Origin of the sequence: Bifidobacterium mizhiense (assembly GCF_020884755.1) — a bacterium.
GTDB classification, from domain to species: domain Bacteria; phylum Actinomycetota; class Actinomycetes; order Actinomycetales; family Bifidobacteriaceae; genus Bombiscardovia; species Bombiscardovia mizhiensis.
Genome location: NZ_BPWE01000003.1, coordinates 158,288 through 172,979 on the forward strand (window position 1 = coordinate 158,288; position 14,692 = coordinate 172,979).

Annotated in this window: 14 protein-coding genes; 6 read left to right on the top strand and 8 right to left on the bottom strand. The window is 58.9% G+C overall.

The features are described 5' to 3' along the window. Window positions 1-34 precede the first annotated feature (34 nt). From LPC22_RS05525 to msrB, 7 genes are all read right to left on the bottom strand, one after another. On the bottom strand, window positions 35-1,378 hold the full coding sequence (locus tag LPC22_RS05525) for a GntT/GntP/DsdX family permease (RefSeq protein ID WP_229133050.1): 1,344 nt from the start codon (window positions 1,376-1,378) through the stop codon (window positions 35-37). A 136-nt stretch (window positions 1,379-1,514) separates the two neighbouring features. Next, window positions 1,515-2,510 (bottom strand): 4-hydroxythreonine-4-phosphate dehydrogenase PdxA, encoded by a 996-nt coding sequence (locus LPC22_RS05530; protein ID WP_045924137.1) that lies wholly within the window; start codon window positions 2,508-2,510, stop codon window positions 1,515-1,517. 74 nt (window positions 2,511-2,584) lie between these two features. Further along, a complete protein-coding gene (locus tag LPC22_RS05535) occupies window positions 2,585-3,514 on the bottom strand; it encodes a sugar phosphate isomerase/epimerase family protein (protein WP_229133052.1) in 930 nt (309 codons plus the stop codon). Next, a complete protein-coding gene (locus LPC22_RS05540; protein ID WP_229133053.1) occupies window positions 3,511-5,277 on the bottom strand; it encodes a dihydroxyacetone kinase family protein in 1,767 nt (588 codons plus the stop codon). The genes LPC22_RS05535 and LPC22_RS05540 overlap by 4 nt, the downstream gene beginning before the upstream one ends. A gap of 383 nt (window positions 5,278-5,660) precedes the next feature. Continuing rightward, window positions 5,661-6,620 (bottom strand): sugar-binding transcriptional regulator, encoded by a 960-nt coding sequence (locus tag LPC22_RS05545; protein ID WP_229133055.1) that lies wholly within the window; start codon window positions 6,618-6,620, stop codon window positions 5,661-5,663. Between the two features lie 50 nt (window positions 6,621-6,670). Further along, window positions 6,671-8,560 (bottom strand): asparagine synthase (glutamine-hydrolyzing), encoded by a 1,890-nt coding sequence (gene asnB / locus LPC22_RS05550; protein WP_229133057.1) that lies wholly within the window; start codon window positions 8,558-8,560, stop codon window positions 6,671-6,673. A gap of 140 nt (window positions 8,561-8,700) precedes the next feature. Further along, window positions 8,701-9,678, bottom strand: coding sequence for a peptide-methionine (R)-S-oxide reductase MsrB (gene msrB / locus LPC22_RS05555; protein WP_229133058.1), 978 nt, complete (start codon window positions 9,676-9,678; stop codon window positions 8,701-8,703). A gap of 174 nt (window positions 9,679-9,852) precedes the next feature. Here msrB and LPC22_RS05560 point away from each other — a divergent pair, with 174 nt between their 5' ends. From LPC22_RS05560 to gap, 5 genes are all read left to right on the top strand, one after another. Beyond that, window positions 9,853-10,590: an AzlC family ABC transporter permease gene (locus LPC22_RS05560; RefSeq protein WP_229133060.1), complete on the top strand. Its 738-nt coding sequence runs from the start codon at window positions 9,853-9,855 to the stop codon at window positions 10,588-10,590. Further along, window positions 10,587-10,943 carry a branched-chain amino acid transporter permease gene (locus tag LPC22_RS05565; protein WP_229133061.1) on the top strand — a complete coding sequence of 119 codons (357 nt, stop codon included), beginning with the start codon at window positions 10,587-10,589 and terminating at the stop codon, window positions 10,941-10,943. Before LPC22_RS05560 ends, LPC22_RS05565 begins: the two co-directional genes overlap by 4 nt. Window positions 10,944-10,984: 41 nt before the next feature. Then, the gene (locus LPC22_RS05570) at window positions 10,985-11,743 is read left to right on the top strand and encodes a thiamine diphosphokinase (protein WP_229133062.1); all 759 of its coding nucleotides are present in this window, start codon (window positions 10,985-10,987) and stop codon (window positions 11,741-11,743) included. A 43-nt stretch (window positions 11,744-11,786) separates the two neighbouring features. Continuing rightward, entirely contained in the window at window positions 11,787-12,191 is a 405-nt protein-coding gene (locus LPC22_RS05575) for an arsenate reductase family protein (protein ID WP_229133063.1), read from the top strand. Window positions 12,192-12,380: 189 nt separating this feature from the next. Then, window positions 12,381-13,436: a type I glyceraldehyde-3-phosphate dehydrogenase gene (gap, locus tag LPC22_RS05580; protein ID WP_121914510.1), complete on the top strand. Its 1,056-nt coding sequence runs from the start codon at window positions 12,381-12,383 to the stop codon at window positions 13,434-13,436. Between the two features lie 74 nt (window positions 13,437-13,510). Here the strand turns inward: gap and LPC22_RS05585 are convergent, their stop codons facing one another. Then, window positions 13,511-14,107, bottom strand: a complete 597-nt coding sequence (locus LPC22_RS05585; RefSeq protein WP_229133064.1) for a DedA family protein — start codon at window positions 14,105-14,107, stop codon at window positions 13,511-13,513. 76 nt (window positions 14,108-14,183) lie between these two features. Between LPC22_RS05585 and ybaK the strand changes: the two genes are divergently transcribed. Next, window positions 14,184-14,690 (top strand): Cys-tRNA(Pro) deacylase, encoded by a 507-nt coding sequence (gene ybaK / locus LPC22_RS05590; protein WP_121914508.1) that lies wholly within the window; start codon window positions 14,184-14,186, stop codon window positions 14,688-14,690. Window positions 14,691-14,692 lie beyond the last annotated feature (2 nt).

Consider the following 14,692-nt stretch of genomic DNA (forward strand, 5'->3'; position numbering starts at 1 on the left):
TGAATCTCGAATATCGACGTAGCGGGCTAGCGGCCTATACCACAACGCCTATGACGGCATCCACCAGCAGCAGAGCAATCAGACCTACCACCGATTGGACAGTCACCAGGAAGCTCCATGTCTTCAGCGTCTGAGGAACGGTCATGTCCAGATACTCCTGGAAGAGCCAGAAGGCGCCGTCATTTACATGAGAGAAGATCATCGCGCCTACGGCGATGGCCAACACAGCCAGCGCCTTATGCAAATCATCTGCTTGCGCGACCATGGGAGCCACGATGCCCGCCGCAGCGGCCACAGCGACCGTGCCGGATCCAAGAGCGACTCGGAAGAGCGCAGCGATCAGCCAGGCCAACAGAACGGTGGGAATGGCCCACTTGGCAGTGGTTGTCGCTATTTGATCGCTCAGACCAGTGCTCTGCAGCATTTCCTTAAGGCCACCGCCTGCGCCAATGATCAGCAGAACATTGACCACACCTTTGAGACTGGTCTTGCTCTGACTCAACGTCTTCTTGGCGGTCATACCCGAGCCGAGCCCCAGGAAGATCAACGCGTACAAGGCCGACAGGAGCAAGGCGACCACTGTATTGCCAAAGAATTGCGTAATCACATAACCGATGGAACCCTTGGAGAAGACTGCCTTGCCAATGGTGCCGATGATCAGCAGAACCGGAGCCAGCAAAACCGAAGGCAGTGATTTGAGTATGCCGGGAGCCTGTGCCAGGTCGTCGTCCTTGGTGGCGTACTCAGAGCCGTCGCTTACCTGATAACGAAGGTAGTACCGTTGCATGAGCTTGGGGAACAGCCAGACACCGGCCGCGAACACAGGAATGCAGATTACGATGCCGATCATGGACACCAGCCCAAGATCCACCCCGATCGCTCCTGCACCGATGACGGTTGCAGGGCCGGGAGGAAGCAGACCATGGGCGGTCATCATACCGGCGGCCATAGGAATGGCTACGTAAAGCGCACTGGTATGAGTCCTCTTAGCCACAGAGAACACAATTGGAATGAGGAGCACGAAGGTGACCTCAAACAAATTGGGCAATTCGATGATCAAAGCCACCAAACCCACAGCAAGAGGGATCAAAGCCTTCTTGCTCTTGCCCACGATCACGTTGGCTATGCGTTCGGCTCCGCCACTGCTGACGAGCATCCCACCGATGATGGCTCCCAAACCTATCACGATACCGGTGGTGGACAGCTGAGAACCGAACCCCGTAGTAAAGGATTTGACGGTCTTCTCCGTGCCCAGGCCATTGACCAAACCAAGGCCCAAAGATGAGATGATGAGCGCCACAAAGGGATGCAGTTTGCAGTACACAATCAGAACTATTAAAACAATGATGGCGGCAATGCCGCTGAGAACTGGAAGCATGACACTCTTTCCTTGAATGTATGACCAAAAGACGGCCCCGAAATCAAGAGGATGCCGGGGCACGTCGAACAGTCAGGCGAATGGATCACATCCGTTGTCGATCCTCTTCACCTGACAGTCGGTAAGATCTTGACGATCAGCGATTGACCCTGCTTGATCCGATAGCGCAGGCAATGTTGAAGGCATTCTGGCTTGAAGTGATGTTGGCCTTGTTCTTTCCAACCAGATCGAATGCCGTTCCATGAGCAGGCGTATCTATGAAGACAGGAAGACCGCCTTGGACAGTGACTCCACCGTCAAAGCCCATCAGCTTTATAGCGATCTGGCCCTGATCGTGGTACATCGTCACGACACCGTCATACCGGTCCTTGGCGCCGATAAATATGGTGTCAGCCGAATAGGTTCCCTCCACGTTAATACCGGCCTGCCGAGCCTGTTCGATACCAGGACGAATGATGTCAATCTCCTCGCGGCCAAAAATACCGTTCTCGCCATTATGGGGGTTCAAAGCGCAAACGCCAAGGCGGGGTTCGGCTATGCCCGAGTCATGCAACAAGTTGTGCAGCAGAGTGATTGCGCTGACCACACCATCCTTGGTGATACGGCCCGGCACGTCCTTGAGTCCCATGTGACTGGTCACTCTTGAAGTCCACAATCCTGGAATGATATTGATTTCACTCGTAAATCCATCGAAGTCCAATTTCTTGGCAAACCAACGGAGCTCGTCGAGTTCGTTCATGCCGCCCAGGTGCAGGCTGGTCTTGTTCAGCGGCATGAAGACCATGGCTTCGATTTTGCCGTCTCGCGCTAGATCAAGTCCGCGACTGAGCTGATGCAGTGCGCGCTCGCCGGCTTCCTTGGATGTTTGCTTGATAGGGATAGCGGTTTCAGGCAGCGAATGGTCGTCGAGAACGGCTACCGCATCATCATTGGGTTGATCAGCAATGGGGACTTCCAGACCGGCTTTCTCGGCCGCGGACTCCACCTCAACCCTGTCAGCCAAAACATAGATGTCAGCGGACTTGCGGTTTTTGGGATCAGCGAGCAACCTGACGCCAAGTTCAGGGCCGATGCCGGCCGGATCGCCGAACGTCATGGCAATACGTGGTTTTGTTGATGCATTTGCACTCATATGTACTCCTTTGTTGGATATGGTGTTGGTTTATTTCCCCAAATCTTTGACCGATTGGTTCATCGTTTCGAAGGTCACGGCCGGGAAAGCAGTTTCTGCAGGTATTCAGCGTTGTGAGCGCAGACGGATAGAACATCGCCTCCGTAGTGCTCACAGATGAACATGCCCTGGTACCCGCAGCTTTGGGCATAATGGACCGCCCAACGGTAATCGATGATGCCGTCACGCAAGGTTGTGGGTATAGCAACTTGCCAGGAACCGTCAGGGGCTTCGTCGCGCTGGTAGTTCTTCAGATGCCAGTAGACCGCATATGGAAGCGTCTTCCGATAGGTTTCGCGCCAATCATCGATCCGCCGGTGCAGGCGGACCAGGTTGCCCACGTCAGGATTGAGGCCCACGTTGGGCAGGCCTACTTCGGATACGAAACGAACGGCGGAGTCAGCGCGGCCCAGATAGGTGTCCTCATACATCTCCAAGGACATGACCATTCCTGCGTCATTAGCATGCCGACCCAGCTCTCTGATTCTGCGCACCGCGGTCTGCCAGCGCTCAGGGTCGTCAGGCGGATCCACCGGACCTTGCCCCAACCAGAACCAAAAGGCCTTGCGCTGTGAGGAGTTCAAGGGCTGATGCAGTCCGGTTGAAAAGACTTTCATACCCATCTCTGCCGCAGCGTCAATGCTGGCGTGCGCATAGGCCAGATTGTTCTGCCCGATTCCCGGCTGAATGACGCTGGCGCGCTGCACATGCAAGGAGGGCAATTCAACCCCGCAGCCGTGTGCAGTCTCCACCAATTCATGCCTCCTTGCAGGAGTCATATCCGCCGGCCTGATCCAGGCATCCGACAGTTCGGCGTAATGGAAACCGGCGCCTGCTATCGCTGTGAAAACCTTGGCCCAATCGCTTGGGTCGGCCTTGGTCATCGATCTACCGTCCGCTGCTTGCAGAGGCGCTCCATTCAGGCAGGTGGCAATCACTGGCTTATCGGTCACGGCCGCACTCATGAGAGCACCACCTTGTCGGCATTGGACTGTTCTTGGCTGGCCAAATCGTTCAGTACGGGACTTACAGCTTGGACAATCATGGCGAATGAGACCGCTCCTGGGTCTGGGGTACCCAGATCCTTGCTGCCATGGGCTTTGGCACGACCCTTCTTGGGGAGCATATCGGCTGTCTCCTCAGCCCCATGGCGAGCAGCTTCTGCGGCGCGGCTCCAAGTGTTTGCCAGCGAATCACCGCCGCTGGTAAAAGCCTGCACGAAAGGATGCACGGCATCGATCATGGTCTTGTCTCCCGGTTTCGCTCCGCCAAACTCCATTAGCTGCTTGTCAGCGTCGCGCCAGCCCTCAGCAATCTCCTCCTTGCCAGGTCTCGATGAATCGGAGAGATGACCTGCCAGGGATGTAAGCAATTCACCCCAGAGCGCTCCTGACGTGCCGCCTGCCTTATCGGCCCAGGCTTCAGCCGCTTGTTTCAATGCAGTTCGACAACCGGACCCAGTTGCTATTGCTTCATCTGCAGCTTTTGACGCTGCTTCAGCACCGCGCTGCATGCCGAGGCCATGATCCCCGTCACCCGCCACCGCATCTATTCGTCCCAGATAATCCACGTTGTCGTTAACGCATTGCATCACAGTGTGCATGATTCTGGCCAGGCTTTGAGCAGCCTGTTTTGACTCCGGAGTGGCCTGCTCTTCTTTTTCGGTCGGACCGTCCTCCTGCGCGGACACTTGGGCATCTATATCAGTCTGGCTGGAATCTACATGATTACCCAAATGCAAAGCCGGCGTCTCTGCGGAAGCACACCAAAGGGGCTCCAAGTCCTCATCCAGCCAGCACAAGGAAAGCGACAATCCGCTCATATCAAAACTGGTGCAAAACTCCCCCACCAGAGGTTGGATCAATTGCAGACCCAGCTGTGACAGATGTCGTTGGACAGCATCGTATACGGCAAAGAGCTCATCAGACTTAAGAGCGCCCAAGCCGTTAAGAATGGGAGCCACATGCGCCCCATGCATTTGACGGTCCTCAGGTCTTTCATCCATGAGGCGCCGGACCAGCAGATCCGCCAAACCATCGATAGTAGGCCGATCTGTTTGACCGATTCCAGGCTCTCCATGAATGCCGAGCCCTAGCGACATACGGCCTTCAGGGACACTGAACAGTGGTTTGTCCGACCCGGGCAGTGTGCATCCGGAAAATGCCACACCCAGGCTTCGTGTGCAAGCATTAGCACGTATAGCCAAGGCTTCCACAGAATCCAGGTCCATTCCGGCCGCACAAGCGGCTCCGGCGATTTTGAAAACCGCCATATCGCCCGCTATTCCTCGGCGTTCCTGGATTCGATCCGGAGGGGCGGAATACAGATCATCAGTAACCGGCAGAACCCGTACATCATGGCCCTCAGCACGAAGCGTGCGTGCAGCCTGGTTGAAATTCAACCGATCCCCCTCGTAGTTGCCGAAGATGAGAATTATGCCTCGCCCTTGATCGGCTCGACGGCAAACATCAACAACCTGCCTGGCGGATGGAGATGCGAAAATATTGCCCTGCACGGCCGCATGAGCCATGCCCGGCCCCACGAGTCCCGCGAATGCCGGATAGTGCCCCATGCCTCCGCCGATTACCAGCGCAACCTGATCATTCCTGGAACGTGTAGAACGAATCACGCCACCCGGGCATGCCTTGACATACCCAGGATTGGCCTGGACGAATCCTCTGATCGATTCCGTTGCGAATTCACCGACATCATCAATCCGACACGCCATCGTGCGCAGTCCTCTCTGTCCTCGAGCTCTTCACCCGCAAAGTTGGTGAGCCCAGGAGCATGACACTGGGCTCTTCTGTTTTTCAGAACCGTTTCAGGACATCGCCATCCCTTGCGGTATTTTCAGTGATAGCAAAAATACCCATCAAAAGCGAATGCTTTATGCATTAATGGTGATATTCAGCATGAAATACCAGATATTTGTGGGAATATTTTCATTTATCAGGTATTTATTGGTTTCGAATAAATGAAACAAGATGCTGTATGAACAGCCAAACATTTGGGCATAGCCCTGCAGAGAACAGGTTGATCAGTCTATAAAATCCACCACAATTCAGACCATGCCGCGATGCACGTCTGTATTTGTGTGTGGAGAACTATCGCCTACTGCCGGACCAGATGTGCTGCCGTCGTCTGGTCGATGACCAGGTGAGTAACCAAGCCGGCATTAAGAGCCGTAGTCAAGGCTTGAACCTTGTTTTCATCGGCTACGATGAACAGACGAGTCGGCACCCTGAGCAATTCCTCTCGGCTCAGCCCAGTCGACCTTTTATTGATGGCCAAATCACGCATGCTGCCGTCGCTGCGGTAGAAGGTGGAGGTCACATCCCCCACTACATGCTCACGCTTGAGCTCTTCTCGATCATGACGGGACAGTACTCCCGGACTAAACAAGGGGCTGGGCGTGGCCCCATACGGAGTGCCGACAGAGGTTATGATCAGATCCAAGGAACGCCGCAATTCCAGCATCTGACGAATGCTGGTCTCCTTCCACATCATCTCACGAGTTTCACTGGAATCGAAGATTGCAGGGGCGGGGAACAAATGAACTTGAGCGTCATATGCGGTGCCAAAGCGAGTGAGAATCTGGGTAAAATAATTTTCCCCGAAGGAAAGTGTATTCCCGAAACCATGAAGCTGCAGAATCTCAACACCCGATAGATGCTTGGGTATCAGCTGAAGGGAGAGAGATTCTATAGTTCGGCCCCACGCCACCCCGATGACCGTATCGGAATTGACCATCTTCCAAATCTGCGATTGAGCGGCATCTCCTACGGCAACCCTCCGCCTGGTAGCATCCAATATCTCACCAGTACCCACAACAACTGCATGGATATGGAACTCCTCCTCAAGATGATGCCTCAGCTCGAGCGCCGAGTCCTCCTGCCGATTGACGGTGAACTCAATGATGTGGCGACGTTTCGCTTCAGACAGCAGACGCGAGACAGTTGACGTGGACACATCAAGCTCTCTTGCCACGGCTGCGACTTTCATGCCGTGCACCCAATAGAGTTCAGCGGCATCCGCCATCCTGCTTCTGGCAACATCAGGGCGTAAAGCCATGGAGGGTACCCCCTTATCCAGCTCTGTGAAGCTGTTTCAAGGGTACCGCGTTATTTTCCGAGATCTTGAAGCCCAGGTTTGGTCCCGTCGTGGATGAAATAGACGTCATACCAGGTCAGGAAGGAGTAGACGGTCCAGATCTTGCGACGGGCGTCGTTGCGCTTGGCGTAGTTGTCGTCCAGCATGCGCAGCAGGGCCTCCTGGTCGAAGAACTCGGACACCCAGTCCTGTTCGAACATGCTGCGGACCAGCCGGTAGTAACGCTCCTGATGCAGCCAGTCCCGGATGGGCACAGGGAAGCCCAGCTTCTCCCTGGCTGACCACTCCCGGGGAATATGGCGGTCGGCAGCCTTGCGGAAGGCGAACTTGGTGTTCTGATCAGTGATCAGATATTTGGTGGGCACTTTCTCGGCCACATCCATGAGCTTGCGATCCAGGAGTGGCACCCGCAGCTCCAGGGAGTGGGCCATGGTCATCTTGTCGGCCTTGAGCAGGATGTCCCCGGGCATCCACTGATGGATGTCCAGGTACTGCTTCTTCTTGAGCTCGGACAGGCTGCGCCCCTTGAGCCGGGCATAGATTCGTCCAGTGATCTCAGAGACACGGGGGGCCTTGCGGTAGGCCGGCTTGAGCAGCCTGCCGGCCTCGTCCTCGTCGAAGACCTTGGCCTGGCCGATGAAGCTCTCCTCAGCGGGGGCCAGGTTGGCATACAGGTGCCAGGCCCCGTGGAAGTGCTTGCCCTTGGCCCAGCGTCCGATGGCATACCGGGCCTTACGTGGCAGTCGGCCCAGGAGGCGGGTGACATCTTTGATGATGCGCGAGCGCGTATGCACGCCGTAGTCTACGTAACCTGCGAAGAGCTCATCGGCGCCCTCCCCGCTCAGGACCACGCGCAGGTCCCGGCTGGCCAGCTCGGAAAGGAAGAAGAGCGGCACGCAGGAGGGGTTGGAGTCAGGTTCGTCCATGTACCACTGAATCTGTGGGAAGTAGCTGAAGGCCTGGTCGCCGTCCAGGGACTCGGTGGTGTTGTTGAGCTTGAGTATGGAGGCCAGCTCGCCGGCCTGGTCGGACTCGTTGTAGGTCCCCTTGCCGAAGCCGATTGAATAGGTGTGCCGGGGGCGTGCCAGGGCTGCGACATAGCTGGAGTCCACCCCGGAGGAGAGGAAGGAGCCCACCTCCACATCGGCCACCTGGTGGGCCTTGACTGAATCCTGGACGGTCTGGTCAATGGAGTCGACCAGGTCCTTCAGATCCTGCTTGCTCTCGCCAAAGGCCGGGTCGTAATACTGGTGGATGTCCATCTTCCCGTCCCGGAAGGTGAACCAATGGCCCTCAGGAAGCTTGAATACGCCCTTGAAGAAGGTCTCGGGAAGCGCCGGGTACTGGAAGGTCATGTAAGGACGCAGGGCCTGGGTGTTGAGCTCCTTGTGGAAGTCCGGATGCTGCAGGAGGCTCTTGATCTCCGAGGCATACATGAAGGTGCCGCCCATCTGGGCGTAATAGAAGGGCTTGATGCCGAAGTGGTCCCGGGCCCCGAACAGCTCGCCGCGTCCCCGGTCCCAGATGACGAAGGCGAACATGCCGCGCAGGCGGTTGACCACCTCGTGACCCCACTGCTCGTAGCCGTGCAGGATGACCTCGGTGTCGGACTCGGTAGAGAAGGTATGTCCCAGGTCGATCAGCTGGCGGCGCAGTTCACGGTAGTTGTAGATCTCCCCGTTCATGGTGATGGCCATAGAGGAGTCCTCGTTGAAGATGGGCTGGTCACCGCCCTGCAGGTCGATGATGCTCAGGCGCCGAAAACCCAGAGCCACCCGCCCATCAACGAAATGCCCCTCATTGTCGGGGCCTCGGTGGGCAATGATGTCCGTCATCCGCTTGAGCACGGCCGTTTTTTCCTCGGCAGAGGTGTCGTTGACGAACCCAGCAATTCCGCACATTGGCATGACTCCTTATCGATCCACCAGCAGTCCACAATAGCCCAAAAGGGCAACAGGAAACAGACGGGCCTCACATATATGTGGACTACGCCGGAACCCCATGGGTGAGAAGCTCCGGCGTGTCACTGGAGGCAGAACGGTCAACGACCGGCTTGGTCTACCAGGGGCAGGTAGTCTCCGTAACCCTCCTGTTCCATCCGGTCCCGCGGCACGAACCGCAGGGCGGCGGAGTTCATGCAGTAGCGCTGCCCGCCACGGTCAGCCGGACCGTCGTCGAAAACATGTCCCAGATGGATGCCAGTCTGTGCCGTCCGTACCTCGATCCGGGGCCGGCCCAGCAGCTTGTAGTCCTTGCGGCTGACCAGCAGGTCGGGATCGATGGGCTTGGTGAATGCCGGCCAGCCGCAGCCCGAGTCGTACTTGTCCGCCGAGGAGAAGAGCGGCTGCCCGCTGACCACGTCCACATAGATGCCCGGACGGAATTCCCCGTCGTAGGCGTTGGTGAAGGGCCGTTCGGTGGCCGAGTGCTGGGTGACCTCGTAGCTTTCAGGGTCCAGGGACCAGATGCGCTCGATGTAGCGCTGGCGGGAGGCGGCGTTGGCTATGGCCTCCAGAGGAATGTGGCAGTATCCGCCGGGGTTCTTGAGCAGGTAGTCCTGGTGGGACTCCTCAGCCGGATAGAAGTTGATCAGGGCCTCCACCTGCACAGCGGGATGACGGCCGGTCCTTCCCTCCAGCTCCTCCAGGGCGCGCCGAAAGACGGGCTCCTCCTGCTCGCGATGCTCGGGATCCCAGTAGAGGCCGCTGCGATACTGCCTGCCCCGGTCGTTGCCCTGCCGATCCACCGAGAAGGGGTCGATCAGATCCAACAGAAGCAGGGTCAGGGTCCGCAGACTGACCGTCTGGGGATCATAGGTCAATCGCACGCTCTCCACGGCGTCGGTGACACCGCTGCAGACCTGCTCATAGTTGGGGTTGGGTACTGTGGACTGGGCGTATCCCACCTGGGTGTCGATAATCCCGTCCACCTCCTGGAAGAACCGCTCAATGCCCCAGAAGCATCCCCCCGCCAGTACGACCGTGGCCGGGTTGTTGGTCGAAATCTTGTTCTTGTCCATGATTCCTCCTCGCATACCGGTGCCTATCGCTAGGTTCAACAGGAGCGGGAGAGCGCCTATTCCACTCCTGCCCCGTCTTGACAGCCTTCTCACATTGTCGACTGGCCTATCCCCGCGGCGCGAGAGGGGATTATCATTGCTGACCATTCCCTAAAAGAAGTCAGGAGGCGGGTCATGCTGCGAGCGCAGGAAGAGGTAGACGAAGATGCGGAGCCCTCCGGGACCATCCTGGGCTCCCTGGCTGCGGCCTTCCCACGGACCCTTCCCATCATGGCCGGTTTCCTGGTGCTGGGGATCTCCTATGGTTTTCTGATGACCAGCCGTGGCTTCCCGGTGATCTACCCGCTGGCCATGAGCGCCCTGATCTACGCCGGGTCCATGGAGTTCGTGACCGTGGACCTGCTCATGTCCACCTTCAATCCCTGGGGCGCGCTGCTGCTGACCCTGATGGTCAATGCGCGCCACCTCTTCTACGGTCTGGCCATGCTGCCGGTCTTTCGAGGGACGGGCCGGAAGAAGCCCTATCTGATCTTCGGCATGTGCGATGAGACCTTCGCCCTGGAATCGGCCGATCCTCACCCGGCCGGGACCGACAAGGGCTGGTACCTCTTCTTCGTCACCCTGCTCAACCAGATCTACTGGGTGGGCGGCGCCACCCTGGGCGCTGTGCTGGGCAATCTGGCCAACTTCGACACCAAGGGGCTGGATTTCGTCCTGACCGCCATGTTCCTGGTCCTCTTTCTGGAGCAGTGGCGTCAGGCCGAGGCCCGCCTGCCTGCCATAATTGGTCTGCTGGCCTCCCTCGCCTGCCTGCTGGTCTTCGGGCCTGACCGGTTCATCATCCCGTCCATGGTGGTCATCCTGGCCATCTTCATCCTCTTGGACTTCCACAGCCAGAGGGAGGCCTCATGACCACCACGCAGCAACTGATCACCATAGGCATTGTGGTCCTGGGAACCATGGCCACCAGATTCCTGCCCTTCATCATCTGGCCGGAGGGGCGTCGGCCACCGGCCCTGGTGACCAGGCTGGGACGTCTGCTGCCAGCCGCCGTCATGGGACTGCTGGTGGTCTATTCGCTCCGGCACACCAACCTGGTCGGAGGCGACCACGGGATCTATGAAGCCCTGGCTCTGCTGGTCACGACCCTGGTCCACCTGCGCTGGCGAAACATGATGGTCAGCATCGCCTGCGGGACCCTGACCTACATGGCCCTGGTACAGGGGTGGCTGACCTTCCTGGTCGGTCTGGCTGGTCTGGGATGATGGAGGCGCCTCCAAGGGACGAGCGCAGAAAGAAGACTCTTATGCAGGATGACGGTCAGTCGGGCGAGACTGTCCAGGCGCCGCTCTGCCGGATCTGGGGTGCCGGACAGTATTTCGGACAAGAGATGGCACGCGGCGGACAGGCCCTGGTCGTCGCGGCGGACGGCGGACTTGAGCCGGCCCTGGAGCACGGGGACGAGCCCGAACTGGTCGTGGGCGACTTCGACTCCCTGCCCGCCGGCAGCCGAAAGCTGCGTACAGACATTCCCCGTCGGGTCCTGCCTGCCGAAAAGGACGACACGGACCTGCTGGCTGCGGTCAAGGTGGGCTGGCGACGGGGCTGCCGACGATTCCTTATATATGGTGGCCTGGGCGGACGCATGGACCACACGCTGGCCAACCTGAACCTGATCCATCTGATCGCCGCCAGCGGGGGCCGCGCCGAACTCTGGGGCCAGGGAATGCTGGTCACGGCCCTCGGCCCCGGAAGCCTGGATTTTCCCGCCTGGGACTGCCCGCCCAAGTCCATGGTCTCCGTCCTGGCGGCCGATGACCAGGCCCTGGGCGTGGTTGAGCAGGGTCTCAAATACCAGACGGACGGCATGACCATGACCAACCAGCAGGTGACCGGCGTCAGCAACGAGTTCCTGCCCGGCGCACCGGCCCACATAGGCCTGAAACAGGGAACAGTGTTCGTCACCTACCCCACTTCGGCGCCCCAGCCGGTCTGGAGCACCAGACTGGAACCCAGGGCCGACCTGGGCTCCCTGGAGACCCGTCCCTCCCGGCGTCTGGCTTGAGCCTCAATTTTGACTTCAAACTCCACTTTGGAAAGGAAAAACTATGACAGCATCACCTACAGCCCAGCACCCGCTCTTCATCTGCTACAGCCGCTGCTCCACCTGCGCCAAGGCGCGCACCTGGCTGCGTGACCACAATGTGGACTTCACCGAGCGCGACATCAAGGAGGACCGCCCTACCCAGGAGGAACTGACCGAATGGCTGAAGCTGAGCGGACTGCCCGTTCGACGATTCTTCAATACCTCTGGTCAGGCCTATCGCAGCCAGGGCTTAAGCAAACGCCTGCCACAGATGGACACAGACCAGGCTCTGCAGCTGTTGGCCACCGACGGCATGCTGGTCAAGCGTCCCATCCTGCTGGATGGTCGGCGTGTCCTGGTCGGATTCCGTCAGCAGCAGTGGGAGGATTGGCTGGCCGATACGAACGAAAATTCTCACAATTCATGATCGTTTTGTTGCGCAAACAAACAACAAAACCTACCAATTTTTTTGTTCGTTTTTTCCTTGGCAGAACCCGCGTTATCGCTTGCTAGAAGTACACAGGGTTCTATAAACTATGAGATGTTATCAGTAATCGGCCATATACGGTCCGGTAATTTTTGTGCTGTATACGGCCAATCTCCAAGGGAGAATTGAATGACAGTAAAGATTGGCATCAACGGATTCGGACGTATCGGTCGTCTGGCCTTCCGGCGCATCTTTGAGCTCCAGGCCCGTGGCGGCGACGCCTCCAACATCGAGGTTGCCGCCATCAACGATCTGACCACCCCGGCCATTCTGGCCTATCTGCTCAAGTACGACAGCACCCAGGGCACCTTCCGTCACGACGACGGCACCAATGTCTCGGTCACCTCCACCGACACCGCCATCGTGGTGGACGGGAAGGAGATTCCGGTCTACGCCGAGAAGGACGCCAACAACATTCCCTGGGTCAAGAACGACGGCGTGGACTACGTGCTGGAGTGCACCGGCTTCTACACCTCCTCTGAGAAGGCCCAGGCCCACCTGAACGCCGGAGCCAAGAAGGTCCTGATCTCGGCCCCCGCCAAGGACGACACCACACCCACCGTGGTCTACGGCGTCAACCAGGAGACCCTGAAGCCCTCCGACAAGATCATCTCCGCCGGCTCCTGCACCACCGGCTCCCTGGCCGCCATGGTCAAGATGCTGGATGACAACTTCGGCATCCGCATCGGCTACATGACCACCATCCACGCCTACACCGGCTCCCAGATGCTGCTGGACGGCCCCAAGGGCAACAAGCCGCGCAACACCCGCGCCGCCGCCATCAACACCATCGAGCACTCCACCGGCGCCGCCAAGGCCATCGGCAAGGTTGTTCCCTCCGTTGACGGCAAGCTGCAGGGCCATGCACAGCGTGTGGCCGTTCCCTCCGGCTCTGTCACCGAGCTGACCTGCGTCCTGGACAAGAAGGTCACCGTCGACGAGATCAACGACGCCGCCAAGAAGGCCTTCGAGGGCAAGGACTACTTCGGTTACAACGACGAGGGCATCGTCTCCTCCGACGTGATCGGCGACACCCACGGTGGCATCTTCGATCCCACCCAGACCGATGTCAACACCTACGGTGACGACCAGCTGGTCCGCACCGTTGCCTTCTACGACAACGAGTACGGCTTCACCAGCAACATGATCCGCACCCTGCTCTACTTCGCTGAATTGGGCGACTGAGCATCCGGCCGGTTTATCCGGCCATAGCGATTATGGGGTCCGCCTCCCTACGGGGGCGGGCCCCTTGCTTATCATTAGCGCTTCCGTGTGAGCGCCCGCATGGCCAGGTCGCAGACCAGCCCGACGACCATACCCGCCAGAAAACCGATGGCCATGACGGCCAGAGGGTTGTTTTCCAGCCAGGAGGCGGCCAGGTACCCCAAGGTCCACATGTAGATGGACCAGAGCAGACCGGCCAGGGCAGCCAGGGGCAGGTAACGGCTGAGCGGGTACCGCGCCGCCCCGGCCGTCAGATTGACCACGGTCCGGCCCGAGGGCACGAACCGCGAGGCCAGCGTGAAGAATCCGCCTCCCCGCAGCAGGGCCCTATGGGCCCATGAGGTCACTGCCTTGCCTGCGGCACCACGAAAGACGGCCAGACGATTCAGCGGTACCAGCCGCCCCAGCCCATAGGTACAGGCATCGCCGCCTGCGAAGGCCAGGGCGCATACCACAAAGACCAAAACAGGCAGGGGTCGTCCCGAGGCCCGAAAGGCCGAAGCCGTAGCCAGGACCATGAGCTCCGTGGGTATGGGAATGATCAACGCATCCAAAAAGGCGGCCAGGAAGAGTACGGCCAGCCCCCAGCCGCCCGTCACCGCATCGAGCAGCCAGGCATTGACAGCGGTCATGGACCACCCTTTCCGCGCAATGGCGCCAAAGACACCCCTCAGACTACCAAAACGGTCAGTACCTTAGCATGGAGTCATGAGCAAGAAGAAGCGGGCGGACTCGGATGCCGCGACCCCGGCCATGGCCCAGCTGGAGCGTCTGGGAGTTCCCTTCACCATCCACGAGTATCAACACAATGCCGACCACATGGACCAGGGCTACGGCATTGAGGCCGCCAAAAAGCTGGGCCTGGACCCGCGCACGGTCTACAAGACCCTGATGGCCGACACGGGCAAGGAACGGGTCATCGGCATTGTTCCGGTGACCGGCCACCTGAACCTCAAACACCTGGCGGCTGCCGTGGGCGCCAAGAAGGCCCGCATGGCCGACAAGGCCCAGGCAGAACGAGAGAGCGGATACGTCCTGGGAGGCATATCGCCTTTCGGGCAACGCACTGCACACATCACCGTACTGGATCAAGGCGCCCTGGAATTCGACACCATCATGGTCTCCGGCGGCAAGCGCGGCATCAGCCTGGGTCTGGACCCGCGGGACCTGATCCGTGTTCTCAAGGCCAAGACCGCCCCGCTGGCCACCGACTGAGA

What these genes read in the sequence shown, in the direction of transcription:
- LPC22_RS05575 (WP_229133063.1), top strand. Translation starts at nt 11,787, where the DNA reads ATGACAGCATCACCTACAGCCCAGCACCCGCTCTTCATCTGCTACAGC.
- asnB (WP_229133057.1), bottom strand. Translation starts at nt 8,560, where the DNA reads ATGTGCGGAATTGCTGGGTTCGTCAACGACACCTCTGCCGAGGAAAAA.
- LPC22_RS05525 (WP_229133050.1), bottom strand. Translation starts at nt 1,378, where the DNA reads ATGCTTCCAGTTCTCAGCGGCATTGCCGCCATCATTGTTTTAATAGTT.
- ybaK (WP_121914508.1), top strand. Translation starts at nt 14,184, where the DNA reads ATGAGCAAGAAGAAGCGGGCGGACTCGGATGCCGCGACCCCGGCCATG.
- LPC22_RS05565 (WP_229133061.1), top strand. Translation starts at nt 10,587, where the DNA reads ATGACCACCACGCAGCAACTGATCACCATAGGCATTGTGGTCCTGGGA.
- LPC22_RS05570 (WP_229133062.1), top strand. Translation starts at nt 10,985, where the DNA reads ATGCAGGATGACGGTCAGTCGGGCGAGACTGTCCAGGCGCCGCTCTGC.
- msrB (WP_229133058.1), bottom strand. Translation starts at nt 9,678, where the DNA reads ATGGACAAGAACAAGATTTCGACCAACAACCCGGCCACGGTCGTACTG.
- LPC22_RS05530 (WP_045924137.1), bottom strand. Translation starts at nt 2,510, where the DNA reads ATGAGTGCAAATGCATCAACAAAACCACGTATTGCCATGACGTTCGGC.
- gap (WP_121914510.1), top strand. Translation starts at nt 12,381, where the DNA reads ATGACAGTAAAGATTGGCATCAACGGATTCGGACGTATCGGTCGTCTG.
- LPC22_RS05540 (WP_229133053.1), bottom strand. Translation starts at nt 5,277, where the DNA reads ATGGCGTGTCGGATTGATGATGTCGGTGAATTCGCAACGGAATCGATC.
- LPC22_RS05585 (WP_229133064.1), bottom strand. Translation starts at nt 14,107, where the DNA reads ATGACCGCTGTCAATGCCTGGCTGCTCGATGCGGTGACGGGCGGCTGG.
- LPC22_RS05545 (WP_229133055.1), bottom strand. Translation starts at nt 6,620, where the DNA reads ATGGCTTTACGCCCTGATGTTGCCAGAAGCAGGATGGCGGATGCCGCT.
- LPC22_RS05535 (WP_229133052.1), bottom strand. Translation starts at nt 3,514, where the DNA reads ATGAGTGCGGCCGTGACCGATAAGCCAGTGATTGCCACCTGCCTGAAT.
- LPC22_RS05560 (WP_229133060.1), top strand. Translation starts at nt 9,853, where the DNA reads ATGCTGCGAGCGCAGGAAGAGGTAGACGAAGATGCGGAGCCCTCCGGG.